Source organism: Synergistaceae bacterium DZ-S4 (assembly GCA_025943965.1).
Classification (GTDB): domain Bacteria; phylum Synergistota; class Synergistia; order Synergistales; family Synergistaceae; genus Caenicola; species Caenicola nitritireducens.
The window spans coordinates 62414-80278 of record JAPCWD010000004.1 but is presented as its reverse complement, the minus strand read 5'-3'; the positions used below and the strand labels follow the sequence as shown (position 1 = coordinate 80278).

Here is a 17865-nt window from a genome sequence, read left to right as displayed (position 1 = left end):
ATATGAAAAAAATACTTATTACCGGAATAAACGGCTTCATCGGAACTCATCTGCTTGAAGCCCTCTGCAGGGACGGCAAATGGGAAGTCCAGGGCTTTGACCTCAGGTCTGACAACCTAGGACCTTTCATGGATCATCCAAATTTCAAATTCACAGCAGGAGACATCTTCAAAGACGGAAAATGGCTCGAAGAGCAGGTGGGATCGTCAGATATAGTATTGCCGCTGGCCGGCATTGCAAAACCTGCCTATTATCTGCAGAAACCGATCTGGACATTCGAACTTGATTTTGAGCAGAACCTGAAAATGGTAAGGCTATGTTCAAAATATAAAAAAAGAATAATTTTTCCCTCCACTTCAGAAGTCTACGGAATGAGCGGAGACAGCAGCCTTAAAGAGGACGAAAGTCCCCTGATCACAGGCCCGATAAACAAAATGAGATGGATATACAGCTGCAGCAAGCAGATGATGGACAGGCTCATATTCGCATACGGGCAGGAGGAAGGACTCAGTTTCACCCTCTTCAGGCCTTTCAACTGGGTCGGCCCCCGACTTGATACGTTCAGGGACGCAAGCGAAAATAAGGCACGTTCCGTAACACAGATGATATACAACGTCCTTAACAGCGGAAAGATCTCTCTTGTCAACGGAGGCGAACAGAGAAGGAGCTTTACCTGGGTAGGCGACGGGATCGAGGGACTTGCCGCGATAATTGAGAATAAGGACAACAAGGCGGAAGGCCAGATATTCAACATTGGCAACCCGGACAACAACTACTCGATCAGGGAGCTTGCCGAGATGCTTATCAACGAGATGAAAAAATTCCCGGTCTACCGTGAAAAAGCTGAAAAGGCAGAGCTTGAGATCATATCAGCGGATGCCTATTACGGAAAGACATATGACGACATGCAGAACCGACTCCCATCAGTGGAAAAAATGGAGACCCTCCTTGGATGGAAACCGCGGACCGGAATGCGTGAGCTTCTGAACCGAACGATCAGCTGGTACGCGGACAGAGAAAACCTGGATTGAAAAAGCTCGCGATCAAAGTCGACATAGATACTTTGCGGGGATACCGGGAAGGTGTCCCTCAGATGCTTGACCTCTTTAAAAAACATGGTATAAGGGCATCGATATTTTTCTCATTCGGGCCGGACAATTCAGGAAAAGCGATCAGAAGGATATTCCGAAAGGGCTTTGTTTCCAAAATGATGAGGACAAAAGCTCCTTCCACCTACGGGATCAAGACGCTGATGTACGGGACTCTCCTTCCTGCGCCGATGATAGTCCCTTCCGCACCTGATATCTTTGTCCGTGCCTCTGATGAGGGACATGACTGCGGTGTACACGCCTGGGATCACGTCTATGTACAGGATGAGCTGCCGGGGATCGGCAAAAGCGAATTCCTTTCGCTTTTTGAAAGATCCTCTGAGATGTTTGAACGACTCTCAGGCAAAAAACCCCTTTCCTGTGCAGCGCCGGGATGGCAGATATCCCCCGTCAGCCTTGAAGTACAGGAGGAAGCAGGACTTGAATACTGCAGCGACACGAGGGGGCACTCTCCCTTCATCCCTGTATTCAGGGGAAGGACATATTCACCTGTACAGATCCCCACTACACTTCCAACGATGGACGAGATACTGGGACTTCCCGGTATAGACGACGATTCCATAGGGGATGTGTGGCTTAAAGGCATGGACAAAGAGTGGAACGTTCTCACTGTACACGCTGAGATGGAAGGGCTTTCAAAAATAGGTGTCTTTGAGAAATTTATTGTCAAGGCAAAGGAAAACGGGGCAGTATTCCATACTTTGGCGGACTACGCAAGAGACTCGGCCCCTATGGAAGAAAACATCAGGATAGGCACTATGACCGGACGGGCGGGTACTCTCGCACTACAGGAGGAGAAATAAATATGGACAGGATAAGCCTTTTGCTCCTTATTGCCTCAGCAATGACAAATGCTCTGGGCAGCACTGTCATGAAGCACGCCTACGGAGGCGACACCTCTATTGTCTCTTCCGGACTTATCACAGGCATACTCAAGATCCTTCTCAACCCCTGGATAATCATCGGGCTCGGGATGTTCGGGGTATCGTTCTTTTTTATGGCTGCGGCGCTCTCCAGGACTGATCTTACTCTTGCATACCCAATGATGTCCGGACTTGTTTATATCATCCTGCTGTTCGTCGGCTTCTTCATTTTTAAAGAAAAAATCACAGTGCTGAGGATAATGGGCATCGGAGCTATCCTCCTGGGTATTACGATGCTTACGATAAAAAGTTGAGGGGGATCTTTTGATATGAGGATCTGTTTTGTTGGCACCGGCTATGTGGGTCTCGTAACGGGGACCTGCTTTGCTGAAAAGGGCAATGATGTCTGCTGCGTCGACATCGACAAAAAAAGGATCGAAGACCTCAAGCGAGGAATAATACCCATATACGAGCCCGGACTTGGAGATCTTGTGAAGAAAAACATGAATGAAGGCAGACTGACCTTTTCAACAGACATCAAAGAAGGGCTTGAAAACGCCCAGCTCTGCTTCATTGCTGTCGGGACACCACCCTCAAGCGACGGAAGCGCTGACCTTGCACAGGTACTCAACGCACTGGACAGTATAGGCTCGTGCATTGACCATTCATGCTTCATAGTTGTCAAGTCAACAGTGCCGGTAGGCACAGGCACACTCCTCTGGAAGCGCATAAGAGCCCACATGCATGAAAGAGGGCTTGAGAAGATAAACCTCGAAGTCCTTTCAAACCCCGAATTCCTAAAGGAAGGGATGGCAATTGAAGACTGCCTACACCCTGACAGGGTAGTTGTGGGAGCAGTCTCTGAAGAAGCCCGTTCGATAATGCGCGAACTATATGCGCCATTTGTTACTGAAGACCGTTTGTTCCTTATGGACCCCTCTTCGGCAGAGATAACTAAATACGCGGCAAACGCGATGCTGGCCTCAAGGATCAGCTTCATGAACGAGATCGCTCAGCTCTGCGACAAAGTTGGGGCGGACGTCCTCTCTGTAAAGGAGGGCATAGCCTCGGACAGGCGCATAGGAAGCTTTTTTCTGAACGCCGGCTGCGGCTACGGTGGCTCATGCTTCCCTAAAGACGTACAGGCCCTTTGCCACATTGGAGAGGGACAGGGACTTGATATGACAATGGTTTCGGCAATAGACAAAGTAAACCGCAAGCAGAAAGAGCTGCTTCAGCTGATGATAAGGGAAAGGTTCGGCAGCGATATGGAAGGCCTTACCATCGCAGTTATGGGCCTTGCCTTCAAGCCCCATACCGACGACATGAGAGAGGCTCCCTCGATCTCTCTGATCAGAGGCCTCATAGACTGCGGAGCATCAGTGAGGGCATATGACCCCATAGCCATGGAACAGGCAGGCATGCTGCTCCCCAAGGATGTAACGTTTGCCGACGGCATCGAAACTCTGGTCGACGGCGTGGACGCGGCAGTTCTGGTGACCGAGTGGCCGGAGTTCAGGTCCCTCGACTGGGACAACCTTGCGCCATTGATGAAGTGCAGGATCGTATTCGACGGCAGGAACCTCTATGCCCCGGCAGAAATGAAGGGCAAGGGCTTTGAGTATTACTGCATAGGAAGGAACTGCAGGCCCCAGATGCAGTTTGACCAGCGCGGCTGCACAAAAAATATAAATGACAAAAAAGGACAGAGATGAGATGACATACCGTTCAAAAGAACTCGGACTCTTTTCAGGCAAGGGATCTTCTTCACGAAGGGCCATCTACAAGGGCTGCGGCTACGATGACGGAGACCTTAGCAAACCGCTGATAGGAATAGTAAACACTGCCAACGACGCGGGCCTCGGGCATGTACATCTTGACAGGCTGGCAAACCGTGTCAGGGCAGGGATCCTCCAGGCCGGAGGGACGCCCTTTGAATTCGGCACGATAGCAACATGCGGCGCGGTGCCGATCGGGATGCCCCACTTCAGGTATGAACTGGTGATAAGGGACGTCATCGCTTCATCGGTAGAGATAATGACGGGGGTGCAGCTCCTTGACGGCCTTGTTCTGCTGGCCTCATGCGACAGCATAATACCGGGCGTACTCATCGGAGGCATAAGGTCCGACGTTCCCTGCATAATGCTCACAGGAGGCCCGCAGGAAGTCTGCAAAAGCGAGGGGCGCAGCGTAGTTATGAGCGAGCTGGACCAGCTTGTTTTCGGAGCAGACTACGCAAACGACGAAGCACGCGAAAAGATCAAATACCTGGAAGACCACGTATGCCCCGGACCGGGTGCATGCTCCCTCATGGGTACGGCCAACACGATGCAGATACTGGCCGAAGGCCTTGGCATGGCACTTCCCGGGTCCTCGACAGTTCCTGCTGTATCAGCGGAAAAAGAGAGATACGCAACCCAGACGGGAAGACGGATAGTCGAGCTGGTAAAGGAAAACATCAAGCCGAAAGACATTCTCACAAGGGAGGCGCTCCTCAACGGAGTCATCCTGACCATGGCGCTGGCCGGCTCCACCAATGCGGTGCTCCATCTCCTCAGCATAGCGAGGGAAGTAGGAGTTGAACTTACTCTGGATGATTTTGACAAGCTCTCTGAGACTGTCCCCGTGATCAGCCGAGTGATCCCTACCGGTAAAGCGACCGTGATCGACCTTTACAACGCAGGCGGCGTACCCGCTGTAATGGGCGAGATGAAAGACTTCCTTAACAGGGAGGCCCTCACCGTATCAGGACACTCTGTCGGAGATATCTGCGAGCTGAGGAGGTCATCTGACCACGCTGTGCTCACGACGGCAAAAGAACCGGTCTTCGCAAACGGAGGCATAGCTGTCATCAAAGGCAACCTTTCCCCGAACGGCGCGATATGCAGGACCACAACTATATCTGAGGCGATCAGGGTATTTGAAGGCCCGGCAAGGGTATTCCACTCAGATGAGGAAGCTCATTCCGCTGTCGTCTCAGGCAGGATCAAAAAGGGAGACGTAGTTGTCATACGTTACGAAGGACCAAGAGGAGCACCCGGGATGAGGGAGATGATGATGACTACGGACGCCCTTGTAGGCATCGGAATGGGCCAGGACGTTTTTGTCCTTACCGACGGACGCTTCTCAGGTTTCACCGAGGGCGCGGCTGTAGGGCACATTTCGCCTGAAGCCGCGGCAGGCGGCATCATAGCAGTAGTGGAGGATGAAGACATGATCAGGGTCGACATCCCCGGACGGAGAATAGATCTGCTGCTTCCTGAGGAGACGATAAAAGAGAGGCTTTTGAACTGGAAGCTCCCCCTCAAAAAATCAAAGGGGATCCTTGGCATTTACGCCAAAACGGCCTTGCAGGCCCATCTCGGCGCGATAATAGACGATACGGTCGAAACAGAAGGTCAGGTGACAGGGTAAATGCCCTGTCACCTTTTTTCTATTTATTCTAAAGCTCAAGCATCTTTTCATATTAAATTGCACTTTCTGTTCAAAAAAAGTACTTACAAATAAAACATTTTACAACACGACCAAAGGGGATTAAAATTATCGGGTTGATGCAAACTTTCTGAGAGGGTTTGATAAAATGCAGCTTTTCATTGAACAGCTTCTCAACGGTCTCGCTGCCGGATCCATGTACGCCCTTATCACACTGGGCCTTGCTCTTATATACGGAGTAATGAAGATACTTCACGTCGCCCATGCTTCAGTCTATACAGCCGGCGCATATACGGGACTCTATATCTACACCTCCACGGGCAGCATGCTGCTCGCTTTTGCCGGATCGATGGTTTTCTGCGCAGTTATCGGCGTACTGATCGAACGGCTCATTTACTACCCGCTCCTGAAATATCCGCCCTATGTGCCGCTTATCAGCAGCATAGCGCTGCTGATCGCCATCGAGGAGCTATGCAGGCTGGTTGCAGGCCCCGAGGTTCGCACATTCCCGGCAGAACTCCCTTTCCCTTCGCTCTCAGTATTCGGAGTTGCCATATCGTCCACCCTGACCGCCATATATTGCATCTCCTTTACCGTACTCCTAATCCTGTGGCTGCTTATGACAAAAACAGAACTGGGACTCGCGATGAGGGCGGTATCACAGGACATGGAAACGGCCTCCTCTTTCGGTGTCAATACCCAGGTGACCATAGCCCTTACATTTGTCATAGGATCGGCCATAGCAGCCGTGGCGGGGATACTTGTGGGGATCTACTACAACCAGGTCTATCCGATGATGGGACAGGTGCCTGCATACAAAACTCTGGCTTTCATAGTTGTCGGCGGCATGGGATCGGCTCCCGGAGCGGTGCTTGCCTCAATGCTCCTCGGACTCGCCGAGACCTTCCTCATAGGTTACGCGAACATTCCGATGCCGAGGGATGCCCTCGCCTTCATAGCCATGATAATCATACTGATGTGGCGTCCGACCGGACTTATGGGAAAGAGATAGGGGGCGCGTCATGAGCATCTACATGATAAATGTGGCAACACAGATAATCATCCAGGCCATTGCCGCATGCGGCCTTAACATCATAGTAGGCCACGCCGGACAGATATCTCTGGGTCATGCGGCTTTTGTCGGGATAGGAGCATACTCGAACGCGATGCTCACGACCGCGGGAGGCCTTACCTTCTGGCAGGCCCTCCCGGTGTCGCTTCTGATAGTCGGCATAGTAGGACTTCTATGCGGCCTTCCGAGCCTGAGGGTAAAGGAAGATTTTCTGGCTATCACTACCATTGGAATAAACTTCATCGTAGTAGCTGTCTTCCAATACACTCCGGCATTGGGCGGCGCGCTCGGAATAGGCGGGATACCAAATGTCGAGTTTTTCGGCATGACCATAAAGGCAAGGCCCTTTTTCTGGCTCTGCTTTTGCTGCCTGGCTCTTGTACTGGCAATATCCAGGCTTTTCACAAAATCGTGGCTCGGACTCTCCTGCTTTGCGATAAGGGAGGATGAGACAGCGGCATCGAGCATGGGCGTATCACCGGTAAGGGCCAAACTCTCCGCCTTCGTACTGGGAACACTGATGGCAGGCCTTTCAGGCATACTTTACGCCCACTACATGAAGTTTATCAGCGCCGATTCCTTCACCTTCCCCTTCTCGGTCACGCTTCTCTCGATAACTGTCGTCGGCGGGCTCGGGACTTTCTGGGGGCCGGTTGTAGGTGCGGTGGTACTTGGTATTCTTCCCGAGGTCTTCAGGCCCCTTGTCGATTACAGGATGTTTCTTTACGCAGCACTCCTTCTCATGATGATAAGATTCCTGCCGGGCGGGCTCCTCGGCAGCTCCGACCTTCTTTCTGTAAAGAACCTCAGAAAAAGAAAAGCGGCAGCAACTAAAGGAGGGGATAAAAGTTGACCGATAAGATCCTCTCTGTAAAGGACCTGTCCATAAATTTCGGGGGACTCAAAGCGGTGGACAATGTCAGCTTTGAGATCGGCAGGCAGGAGATCCTTGGGCTGCTCGGCCCTAACGGGGCAGGCAAAACTACCTGTTTCAACATGATATCGGGGGTCTACAAGCCGACCTCGGGAGAGATATGGCTCAACGGAAGGCGGACTGACGGCCTGCCTGCACATCAGATGGCCTCACTTGGAGTAGGAAGGACATTCCAGGTGGTCAAACCATTCAGCGGGCTCAGTGTCGGACAAAATGTCATAGTCTCGCTTGGAATGCCCAATTATAAGAATTTCATACGTTCATGCAGATTCTGGCATACCAAAGCCAACGTCATGGCGGCCAATGACATCCTTAAAACCGTTGGGTTGGAACGGGAAGCTTCAACAAAGGCGGGACTGCTCCCCCTGGGAAATCTGCGAAAACTTGAGATAGCAAGGGCTCTCGCACTTAAGCCCGCGCTCCTTCTTCTTGACGAATGCTTTTCAGGCCTGAGACACGAAGAGATAAAAGTGATCGAGGATCTGATAAAAAAGATAAGGGAACAGGGAGTCTCGATACTTCTGATCGAACACAACATGCGTGTCGCCATGGGGCTTTCCGACCGGGTGGTCGTGCTGGATCACGGGAGGAAACTCGCAGAGGGCACTCCGGCGCAGGTATCTTCCGATCCTGCAGTCATAGAAGCATATCTGGGGAAGGGAGAGGGTGCCGATGTTGCTTGAGGTCAAGGATCTCTCCATTTCATACGGGGACATAGAAGCGGTCCACGGCATAAGCTTCGATGTCGAAAAGGGCGAACTTATCTCGATAATCGGGGCAAACGGCGCAGGCAAGTCGACCACGCTCAGGGCGCTCATGGGAGTCCAGGAAGTCAGGTCTGGCAGGATAACCTTTGAAGGAAGGGACATCACTCATATGCCTGCTCACAAAAGGGCACGCCTTGGCATAAGGATCGTCCCCGAAAGGGCAAGGTGCTTCCCTCAGCTTACGGTATTCGAAAATTTGCGGATGGGCGTATACGGCGAACAGGCTGCTCTCAAAAAGCAACTTGACGGCATATACGAACTTTTCCCTGTGCTCAGGGAAAGGAGCAGGCAGTATGCCAGCACTCTTTCCGGCGGAGAGCAGCAGCAGCTTGCGATCTCTCGTGCCCTCGTCTCTTCCCCGAAGCTGCTTTTGGTAGACGAAGTATCGATGGGCCTCATGCCCAAGCTTGCTGCCCAGGTATTTGAGGTCCTCCGGGCACTCAATAAGGAGAAGGGACTCACGATACTGCTGGTCGAACAGAACGCACTCTCGTCGCTGAAGATCTCAGACAGGGGATACGTTCTGGAAACCGGAAACATAGAAATAGAGGGATTGTCTTCAGACCTCATCAGCGACAGCAGGGTGAGGGAGGCGTATCTGGGCTCATAGCATTTGTGCATTTCGGCAGACCTTTTGCAGCCTGCCTTATCAATCAAAAGGGGGAGTCAAAATGAGTAAATTTTTCAAATTGATCGCGCTCGTTTCATGTCTTGCCGTTCTTTGCTTCTCTGGGACCGCATTTGCCGCAGACACAATTAAGGTCGGCATGCTTGCCCCGCTTACTGGATTCGCCGCTGCAGACGGATTCAGCGCGTACGAGTCAGTGAAGCTTGCAGTTGAAAAGGTCAATGCCGGAGGCGGAGTCCTTGGCAAAAAGGTCGAGCTAATATGCTATGACGATGCAGCAGACCCCAAACAGTCCGTGCCCCTTGCGCACAAACTTATCGGACAGGACAGGGTAGCGGTGTTCGTTGCAGGATCATACAGCCTTCCGACAAGAGCCGTATCCGCCATTTTTAATGACGCAGAAATACCGCTCGTATCAGCCTATGCCCTCCACCCCGACATCACCAAGGGAGACTTTACTTTCAGGAACGGATTCCTTGGTACAGTTGAGGGAAAAGGGGCGGCTTACACAGCAGTGACCCTCCTGAAGGCAAAAAAGATCGCTCTGATCGTCAGCGACAATGACTTTGGGACTACCCTCACCCAGGGCTTCGAAGAGTTCATGAAGGATCATCCCGAAGCCAAGATAGTATCTCACCAGAAATATCCGATGAGCGAAAAGGATTTCAAACCCTACCTTTCAAAGATGAAGGCAGCTGAGCCGGATGCGGTCTTCTTCAGCGGATACTATTTCCAGGTAGGACCTGCGATGAAGCAGGCAAAAGAGATGGGCATAAAGGTCCAGTTCATAGGAGAAGAGGGGGCTGACTCGCCAAAGACGATAGAGATCGCCGGAGATGCAGCCGAAGGTTTCATCATGGTCACAAACCTCAACAGGGATGACAAACGCCCCTTTGTCCAGGAATTCCTGAAGGCATACCGTGAACGTCACAAGATCGAGCCTGACATGGTCGGTGCATCTGCATACGACGGATTTATGCTCCTCGTCAACGCCATCAAGCAGGCCAAGTCGACTGAAGGTCCTGCAGTGGCGAAAGCCCTGGCAAAAACAGCAAACTATGACGGCCTTACAGGACTCATCAAGGGCTTCACACCTGAAGGCGAAGTCGTAAAGCCGGTCCAGGTCCAGACGGTCAAGAACGGCCTCTTCCGTTACTACGGAGTCATAACGGATCCGAAACTTATCACGCCCAACAAATAAACTGCCGACGGACAGGAAGCAGGAGCCGGTCTCATTTCGGGACCGGCTCCTTTTTTAACTTTTTATTTTACCTGCCTCTTTGAGGAGCGCCCTTGCTGTAGGCGTCACTGCGAGGCCGCCTCTTGAAGTCTCACGGAGCGAAGGAGGGATCGACCTTCCTATCTGGCCCATCGCGTCGATGACCTCGTCTGCGGGGATCAGGGAAGTTACTCCGGCAAGGGCCATATCGGCGGCAAGCGCGCCAACCGCCACGAGGAGGCCGTTCCTCTTTATGCAGGGAGACTCCACTAGCCCTCCGACAGGATCGCAGACCAGTCCAAGCACTGATTTCAGCGTAAGTGCGACAGCGTTCGACACCGCGTCGCAGCTTCCTCCCCTCAGATAGACCAGAGCTGAGGAGCCCATTGCCGCTGCTGCCCCGCACTCAGCCTGACACCCTCCCTCAGCGCCGGCGAGCGTAGCCCTGTTCGCTATGATCTCCCCCACAGCCCCCGCCACGATAAGGGCTTCGGTCAGCGTTCTGTCTTTGTCAGCCACATCCTTCCCGTAGAACTCCTCCCACGAAAAGAGCATCCCAGGCAGTATGCCGCAGCTTCCGGCAGTCGGAGCCGCCACTATCCTTCCCATTGAGGCGTTATATGAAGCAACTTCAAGGGCTATCGCGGATGCTCTCAGAAGGAAACCGCCGCACATGCCGCCCTTGTCGGAATACTCCCTTATCAGTGATCCCGTTTCACGTACCAGCCTGCAGGGGTTGGTGTTCCTTCTCGCCTCTTCGGCAGAGCGGCGCATGTCTTTGAGCCTTGAAGATATAATATCGAATATCTCATCCGGGGAAACTCCCGTTGCCTCAGAATCTGCGGCAAGGACAGCCTCATGGAGATCCGTATCAAGTTCATCTGCCAATTTTGCAAGATCCTGCAATGATCTCATAACGCCACCCCCGGTATTGAAATCACCCTGACTATAGCCTGATGGACATGTTTTATCTCTTCAGGCGTCACTGCGGGTTCCCTGCCGTCAAGTTCAAGGACCATCGTCGCAAGGCCTCCCCTGCTGTCCCTGTGGAGCTTCATCGTCGCTATGTTGATCCCATGTGAGGAGAGGTATGTCGTGACCGCACCGACTACTCCATGGACATCCCTGTTCATGATTATTATGACGGGCAGCAGGCAGGAGACATCGACCTCGAAACCATCAAGCTCCTGAAGTGACACAGCACCTCCTCCAAGGGAGGCGGCTGTTGCATCCATCCTTCTTCCCCCGTCATCCCATAACTCTATCCTCACTGAGTTTGGATGGGCGCCCTCAAGGTCTTCCTCATAAAAATTAAAATTCATCCCCGACCTGAGCGCAAATTCCCTTCCGTCCCTGACCTCCGGGTCGTCGGGCGCGTACCCCAGCAGACCGGCCAGGATGGCTTTGTCGGTCCCATGACCCTCTCCTGTGGTCGCAAAGCTTCCCCTCATGTAGATATTTGCGTTTTTGACATCGCTGCCCCAGCAGAGCCTCACTATCCTGCCGATCCGCACCGCTCCCGCCGTATGGCTTGAAGAAGGCCCTATCATTACAGGGCCGATGATATCCCAAAGAGGCATGCGCCCCACCCCCTGTCAAAAGTGATCTGAGTGACCGCACTAATTGTATCAGCAGATGTGCAAACTTGTGAAAGATAACGCTTCTGACAATTTACACTTTTCCGTCTTTTTTCAAAATATGCGGGATCATATTGCGCTTTGTAATAATTGGGTATAGGATTCTGCGAATGTTTGCAAATCAAACGGAGGAATTGTGAATTGAAGAATCATCTCGTAAATACGAAAAGATGGATAATCAGAAAAATTGCGGAATCTTTCTGGGGTGACAATTTCAGACAGGGCATCAAACGTCTCCCCTTTGAAAGGATACCGCCGGGTTCGGAGGCAAGATACCGCTGCTGCGTCTACAAGGAGCGCGCGGTCGTCAGATCCAGGGTACTTGCGGGGCTGGGCTTCAGCGTAGAAGCCGACGATGAAATGACATCGCTTCTCGAATACGCCGATGCCGCAATTAAGAGAAAGCGCCTTGAGGGTCCTCCCCTTACGATCATCGACATCGCCTGCAAGGGGTGCGTAAACTCAAGATATTTTGTCACGGAACTGTGCCAGGGATGTCTGGCCAGACCATGTGAAACTGTATGCCCGTTCGGAGCTGTTACGGTAAAAGAAGGCCATTCATCAATAGACATGAAAAAATGCAGGAACTGCGGAAAATGCAGGGATGCATGCCCCTATCACGCCATCTCCAAAGTCTCCGTCCCCTGCGAGGAAAACTGTCCGGTTGACGCAATAACAAAGGGAGAGCATGGGGTCGCAGAGATCGATTTTACAAAATGCATCAGTTGCGGATGCTGCGTTGCGGCATGTCCATTTGGAGCGGTACTCGAACGTAGCCAGGTCGTAGACATTTTAAAGGCGCTCAGGAGCGGCAGGAAGGTCGTCGCGATCACCGCACCTGCGCTAGTGGGACAGTTCGGTGCATCGCTCGGCAAACTTGTGACCGCGATGAAAAAGCTTGGATTTGCAGATGTGGCCGAGGTAGCTCTCGGCGCGGACAAGACCGCCAGGGAAGAGGCGGAAGAACTGATGGAGAGGCTTTCAAAGGATAAGTCATTCATGACTACCTCATGCTGTCCCGCCTATATCCAAACGGTCAGGAGGCACATGCCAGAGATGCTTCCGCACATATCAGACACACCGACGCCAATGCACTACACCGGCGAGATGGTCAAATCCCGGGATCCACAGACACTGACGGTATTCATTGGGCCGTGTGTCGCAAAGAGACGGGAGGCAATGGAAGATTCATGCGTCGACTACATCATGACCTTCGAAGAGCTCGCCTCTGTATTTGAGGCTGCCGGGATCGATCCCTCTGCATGCGAAGAAGAGAGAGATCTTACCGAAGCCTCCGCAGAAGGAAGGGGCTTCGCGCTTAGCGGCGGTGTAGCTTCAGCCGTAAAGAGCGCCGTCGGTGATGAAATGGAGATAAGGACAGCCTGCATCAACGGAACGAGCAAGTCTGAGATAGCAAGGATGAGAGCCTACGCCAAAAACGGCGGCCCCTTCGATCTGCTTGAGGTCATGACTTGTTCGGGAGGGTGTGTAAACGGAGCGGGAGTGATCAATAGGGAGTCAAAGGCAAGGGAAGAGATAAGGAAGCTCGTCTTGGAGACCAAAAAGCTTGAAACTGAAAAATGATCAAAGTCTGATCCATAACGCGAATGAGCCTGAGTCCGGCATGAGGACCCGGGCTCATTTTTTCCGCGTAGATCCATAAAGAACCTTTCAAGAACACTTAAAAACATGATTTTTGTAATACAATACAAACTTTTTGCTTCGGCTATTGACACTTCTGAAATTTAGAGTATGATTCCACAGCATACGATTAATCAAATTTATATTAATGAATGTCGTTTGTTCATTTTTTTATCTAAAAATGAACTTTTTGGGCAAAATTGAAATAAGTAATTACTTAACAAAGGTTATATTCAGATAATTTAATGACATAAATCAACCCATGTTGATTTATAAATAAAAAAATAAATTATAGGAGGTTGTATATGATGACTGCAATATGTACTGTCTGCGAAGCGAGGATCGATCTGCCGAACGACTGCTCTGAGGGCGAGCTGCTCATCTGCGGGGACTGCGGGACTGAGCTTGAGGTTGTCACCCTTGATCCCATCACGGTTGAGGAAGCCCCTCAGGTCCAGGAGGATTGGGGAGAGTAGCCTTGTCTACACTGCGCATTCTATTCACAAGGCTTCGAGTGGAAGAGAAACTTCTGCGTGAAGCTGCGGTGAAGCAAAACATTCCCTGCGAACTCATAAACGTATCCGACGTATGGTACGGTGATGAGCCTTTCTGCGGCACTGATGATGTCGTACTTGCCAGGTGCGTCTCCCACAACCAGAACGAGGCAGTTGCACAGATACTGGAATCACAGAGGATCAGGGTGGTAAATCCTTCATCTGTAATGGCGGTCTGCGGAAACAAGCTGACCACAAGCATAGCGCTTGCAAAAGCGGGGATCAGCCAGCCTAAGTTCAGGACAGCATTTTCTCCCGAGGCTGCGATCGAAGCTCTTGAAGACCTTGGATACCCGGCAGTATGCAAGCCCGTAAGCGGAAGCTGGGGAAGGCTGCTGGCAAAGATCAACGACCGCGAGGCAGCAGAAGCTGTCTTTGAGCACAAGTCAATGCTGGGAGCGATCCACAACACATTTTACATTCAGGAATACATAGAAAAAGGCGATTATGACGTCAGGGCTTTTGTTGTGAGCGGAGATCCGATCTGCGCCATCACCAGGAAGAGCTCCCACTGGATCACGAACACGGCAAGAGGCGGAGCAGCCTCGAACCTTCCTCTTGACGATGAGATAGGCTCCGTACTCAGATCAGTACACAGTGCGATCGGGGGAGAATTTCTGGCTGTGGATCTCTTCAGGAAAGAGGGAGAATGGCTGGTCAATGAGGTCAACGACGGAGGAGAGTTCAGAAATTCCATCGAACCTACAGGAACAGACATACCTGCGGCAGTTGTAAGGGCTGCATGGGAAAGGAGACCTTCCCGATGAAAAATTTGATGACCGCAGAACATCTTGATCCTAAACAGATATCTGTAAATAAATGCAAGCACGGGATAAAGCGTGGTTGCATTGTGGGCCGTTTGCTTTTGCAGTTCAGTCAGTAACAGTTATTTGTGACATTCTGTAAAGACCGGCCCGCTGCCTGACGAGGAGCGGGTTTTTTGTTGCCATAAATAAAAAATGGGAGGGACCGGAAATGAACAGGAAAATACCTGTGATCATTTGGGGAGCAACGGGATTCACCGGAGGAGAGCTGCTTAGGATAATCGCACGCCACCCTTACATGGAAGTCGTCGGTGCCGTTTCAAGAAGCAAAGCCGGAACACCGATCGGGGCCATACATCCGCACCTGCGTTTTGCGTATCCGGATGTGAATTTCATCTCACCGGAGGAAGGCGGAAATGTCGATGCCGGGCTTGTATTTTTGGCCCTGCCCCACAAGGCCGCGGCAGAAACAGCGAAGAAAAGGCTCTCTGCCGGGCAGAAGGTCGTCGACCTTTCCGCTGATTTCAGGCTCAGGGATCAAGAACAGTACAAAAGGTGGTACGAGACAGAGCATCCCTGCCCCGAACTGCTGGAAGGAGCAGTCTACGGCCTTCCTGAGCTTCACAGGCAGGAAATGTCAAATGCAAGTCTTGTATCCGGAGTAGGATGCAATGCGACATCAGCCATCTTCGCGTTGCTTCCCATCGCAAAGACAGGCCTTATTGAAAGTGCAAGGATCGAATGCCGGGTAGGCTCTTCCGAGGGAGGGGCCGAAGCCAAAGAGGGAAGTTCCCATTCGCTGAGAAGCAGATCGCTCAGAGTTATCTCTCCTTTCCTGCACAGGCACATGGCCGAGGTAATACAGGAACTCCGGCTGCAGGAAGAGAACATAAGCATGACCGTGACAGCCGTTGAGCTTGTAAGAGGGATACAGTGCATAGCTCATGTGACCCTGAGCAAAGCAGTGAGAGAGGCTGATCTGTGGAAACTATACCGTTCACAATGGGCAAACGAGCCATTTGTATCCGTTTCACCGGCAAAACCGGCTCATTTCCGGATACCTGATCCCAGGTTCGTACTTGGAAGCAACAGGGTCCTCACGGGATTTGCCCTCGCCGAAGACGGAAGGCGCCTTATCGCGGCTTCTGCAATAGACAACCTGCTCAAAGGCGCAGCGGGATCCGCAGTACAGTCAGCAAACATAATGTGCGGAACAGATGAAAAAGCCGGGCTTGAAATGATGCCCCTCTACCCTGCTTAAAAGACCTGATATTCGGGTGTCGGAACAGAGATCGAAAGGAAACGGAGGAGAGGTAATGATCGGAGTAGTTAAGATCGGCGGTGCGGAAGGCAACGAACTCGGATCGCTGATGTCAGAGCTGGCTGCAAGGGTGGCCGTCGGCGAAAAGTGGATACTTGTCCACGGCGCAAGCGGAATAATGGACAGGCTCTGCAGGGAACGCGGCGTCGAGATAAGGATAGTGACAAGTCCTTCCGGTTACAGGAGCCGTTACGTAGGAGAAAAAGAGAGGGAACTATTCAGGGAGGCCGCCCTTGCCTATGGGGCAAATATCTCGGAGACACTCGCCTCATTCGGTGCCTCATCGGAGTTCCTCGACCCGGAAAAGACGGAAGAGGTCTTTGCGGATAGAAAGGACATCCTCAGGGAATATTCCGGCGGGAGGACCCGTATTCTGCGGGGCAATTACAGCGGGACGATATCAGGCGTCTCTTCGGAAAAGATACTAGCCGTGACTGAAAAGGGCCGGATCCCTATCCTGCCTCCCCTGGGCCTTGACACCACATCAAAACTTTCGCTTAACATTGACGGCGACCGTCTTGCCGCTTCTGTGGCCGGTTCGGTCCGAGCCGACACCCTTGTGATCCTCTCCAATGTTCCCGGATTGATGAAGGACGTGAATGATCCGGATTCCCTCATAAGGACCCGTACATCTGAGGGTTCCTGGGAAAAACTCGAAGAATATGCGGCCGGCAATATGAAGAGAAAGCTTCTGGCATGCCGTGAGGCCTTTGACCTCGGGGTCCCTTCGATATACCTTGCGGACGGAAGAGTCTCACTGCCTTTGAAAAACGCGGAAGAGGGGAACGGAACATGTCTGACTCTCTAAGCGCCCTTTACGGCGGAAGGGGGATCGCCCTGACCCACGGCAGAGGAAGTCGTGTCTTTGATACGGCCGGGAGGGAGTACCTCGACTTTTTTAACGGACATGGGGCTTCCCTCTTCGGCCACTCCCATCAGCTGCTGATCGAAGCCCTTGAAAATGCATCAAAGGGAATATGGACGAGCGGAGCCGGATTTGAATCACCTGTCCGTGAAAAGCTCGCTGATAAACTTGGCCTGATGCTTGGAGAGGGAAGGGTCTTCCTCTGCAACAGCGGTACGGAAGCCATCGAAGCCGCGCTCAAACTTGTTCTGACACTGAGGAAGGGACGCGGTCGTATACTCGCATGCAGAAGAGGATTCCACGGACGTACTTGCGGAGCTCTCTCGATAACTTTCAACCCCAAATACAGGGAACCTTTCATTCCGCTGATAGGAAAGGCGGAACATTTTTCAATGGAAGACCTCGCTGAAAATATCGACGATGATACGGCAGCTGTCTTTATAGAACCGGTACAGGGCGAGGGAGGGGTCTTTGCCCTTCCTGCAGAAAGAGGAAATAAAATTACCGAAGCGTGCAGAAAACACTCTGTTCTCCTCGTATCCGATGAGATACAGAGCGGCCTCGGAAGATGCGGCGCTGCTCTTGCAAGCAGCCTTACAGGGCTGGCTCCAGACATGGTCTGCCTGGCAAAGGGCCTTGCAGGCGGGATGCCTGCCGGGGCTCTGGTGTGGAAAAAAGAGCTCGGAGACTTTATCCCTCACAGCCATGGCTCCACATACGGAGGGAACGAGCTGACCGCGACAGTTTCTCTGGCTGTCCTTTCAATGGTGATGCACAGTGACCTTCCTGAGAAAGCTGCGAGATCAGGTGAGTTTTTCAGATCCCTAATATCTGCCATAGGAAGCAGCCACATAAAAGATGTCCGCGGTATGGGACTGCTTAACGGGATAGAATTGGACATTCCATCCGTGGGTGTGGTCAAAGCACTGCAGGAGAACGGTCTTCTTTCCCTTACAGCAGGACCCCGGACTTTAAGGTTTCTGCCCTCATTTGCAGCAGAGGAAAAGGACTTTGGAGACGCGGCACTTATACTGGCAAGGACGCTGGAGGGTTTCTGAT

At 52.0% G+C, this 17865-nt stretch carries 18 protein-coding genes; 16 read left to right on the top strand and 2 right to left on the bottom strand.

Going from position 1 to position 17865, the window contains the following annotated elements; genetic code table 11:
• Positions 1-2 precede the first annotated feature (2 nt).
• From OLM33_03735 to OLM33_03690, 10 genes are all read left to right on the top strand, one after another.
• Positions 3-1031 (top strand): bifunctional UDP-4-keto-pentose/UDP-xylose synthase, encoded by a 1029-nt coding sequence (locus OLM33_03735; GenBank protein ID MCW1712783.1) that lies wholly within the window; start codon positions 3-5, stop codon positions 1029-1031.
• On the top strand, positions 1028-1912 hold the full coding sequence (locus OLM33_03730) for a polysaccharide deacetylase family protein (protein ID MCW1712782.1): 885 nt from the start codon (positions 1028-1030) through the stop codon (positions 1910-1912). Before OLM33_03735 ends, OLM33_03730 begins: the two co-directional genes overlap by 4 nt.
• Before the next feature lie 2 nt (positions 1913-1914).
• Positions 1915-2286 carry an SMR family transporter gene (locus OLM33_03725; GenBank protein ID MCW1712781.1) on the top strand — a complete coding sequence of 124 codons (372 nt, stop codon included), beginning with the start codon at positions 1915-1917 and terminating at the stop codon, positions 2284-2286.
• Positions 2287-2301: 15 nt separating this feature from the next.
• Positions 2302-3687 (top strand): UDP-glucose/GDP-mannose dehydrogenase family protein, encoded by a 1386-nt coding sequence (locus OLM33_03720; GenBank protein ID MCW1712780.1) that lies wholly within the window; start codon positions 2302-2304, stop codon positions 3685-3687.
• On the top strand, positions 3665-5386 hold the full coding sequence (locus OLM33_03715) for a dihydroxy-acid dehydratase (protein MCW1712779.1): 1722 nt from the start codon (positions 3665-3667) through the stop codon (positions 5384-5386). The genes OLM33_03720 and OLM33_03715 overlap by 23 nt, the downstream gene beginning before the upstream one ends.
• A gap of 166 nt (positions 5387-5552) precedes the next feature.
• Complete coding sequence (locus OLM33_03710; protein ID MCW1712778.1) at positions 5553-6416, top strand: branched-chain amino acid ABC transporter permease; 864 nt, start codon at positions 5553-5555, stop codon at positions 6414-6416.
• A 10-nt stretch (positions 6417-6426) separates the two neighbouring features.
• Positions 6427-7329, top strand: a complete 903-nt coding sequence (locus tag OLM33_03705; protein ID MCW1712777.1) for a branched-chain amino acid ABC transporter permease — start codon at positions 6427-6429, stop codon at positions 7327-7329.
• Entirely contained in the window at positions 7326-8093 is a 768-nt protein-coding gene (locus tag OLM33_03700) for an ABC transporter ATP-binding protein (GenBank protein ID MCW1712776.1), read from the top strand. The genes OLM33_03705 and OLM33_03700 overlap by 4 nt, the downstream gene beginning before the upstream one ends.
• Positions 8083-8787: an ABC transporter ATP-binding protein gene (locus OLM33_03695; GenBank protein MCW1712775.1), complete on the top strand. Its 705-nt coding sequence runs from the start codon at positions 8083-8085 to the stop codon at positions 8785-8787. The genes OLM33_03700 and OLM33_03695 overlap by 11 nt, the downstream gene beginning before the upstream one ends.
• 61 nt (positions 8788-8848) lie before the next feature.
• Complete coding sequence (locus OLM33_03690; protein MCW1712774.1) at positions 8849-10006, top strand: ABC transporter substrate-binding protein; 1158 nt, start codon at positions 8849-8851, stop codon at positions 10004-10006.
• Between the two features lie 54 nt (positions 10007-10060).
• Here the strand turns inward: OLM33_03690 and sdaAA are convergent, their stop codons facing one another.
• Positions 10061-10939: an L-serine ammonia-lyase, iron-sulfur-dependent, subunit alpha gene (gene sdaAA, locus OLM33_03685; GenBank protein ID MCW1712773.1), complete on the bottom strand. Its 879-nt coding sequence runs from the start codon at positions 10937-10939 to the stop codon at positions 10061-10063.
• The gene (gene sdaAB / locus OLM33_03680; protein MCW1712772.1) at positions 10936-11604 is read right to left on the bottom strand and encodes an L-serine ammonia-lyase, iron-sulfur-dependent subunit beta; all 669 of its coding nucleotides are present in this window, start codon (positions 11602-11604) and stop codon (positions 10936-10938) included. The genes sdaAA and sdaAB overlap by 4 nt, the downstream gene beginning before the upstream one ends.
• Positions 11605-11802: 198 nt before the next feature.
• Between sdaAB and OLM33_03675 the strand changes: the two genes are divergently transcribed.
• From OLM33_03675 to OLM33_03650, 6 genes are all read left to right on the top strand, one after another.
• On the top strand, positions 11803-13245 hold the full coding sequence (locus OLM33_03675) for a 4Fe-4S dicluster domain-containing protein (GenBank protein MCW1712771.1): 1443 nt from the start codon (positions 11803-11805) through the stop codon (positions 13243-13245).
• 365 nt (positions 13246-13610) lie between these two features.
• Entirely contained in the window at positions 13611-13778 is a 168-nt protein-coding gene (gene lysW, locus OLM33_03670) for a lysine biosynthesis protein LysW (GenBank protein ID MCW1712770.1), read from the top strand.
• A gap of 2 nt (positions 13779-13780) precedes the next feature.
• Positions 13781-14623 carry a RimK family alpha-L-glutamate ligase gene (locus OLM33_03665; GenBank protein ID MCW1712769.1) on the top strand — a complete coding sequence of 281 codons (843 nt, stop codon included), beginning with the start codon at positions 13781-13783 and terminating at the stop codon, positions 14621-14623.
• A gap of 208 nt (positions 14624-14831) precedes the next feature.
• The gene (argC, locus tag OLM33_03660) at positions 14832-15881 is read left to right on the top strand and encodes an N-acetyl-gamma-glutamyl-phosphate reductase (GenBank protein MCW1712768.1); all 1050 of its coding nucleotides are present in this window, start codon (positions 14832-14834) and stop codon (positions 15879-15881) included.
• A 55-nt stretch (positions 15882-15936) separates the two neighbouring features.
• Positions 15937-16749 (top strand): uridylate kinase, encoded by an 813-nt coding sequence (locus tag OLM33_03655; protein MCW1712767.1) that lies wholly within the window; start codon positions 15937-15939, stop codon positions 16747-16749.
• The gene (locus OLM33_03650) at positions 16734-17864 is read left to right on the top strand and encodes an aminotransferase class III-fold pyridoxal phosphate-dependent enzyme (GenBank protein MCW1712766.1); all 1131 of its coding nucleotides are present in this window, start codon (positions 16734-16736) and stop codon (positions 17862-17864) included. Before OLM33_03655 ends, OLM33_03650 begins: the two co-directional genes overlap by 16 nt.
• The last annotated feature ends 1 nt before the right edge of the window (position 17865 follow it).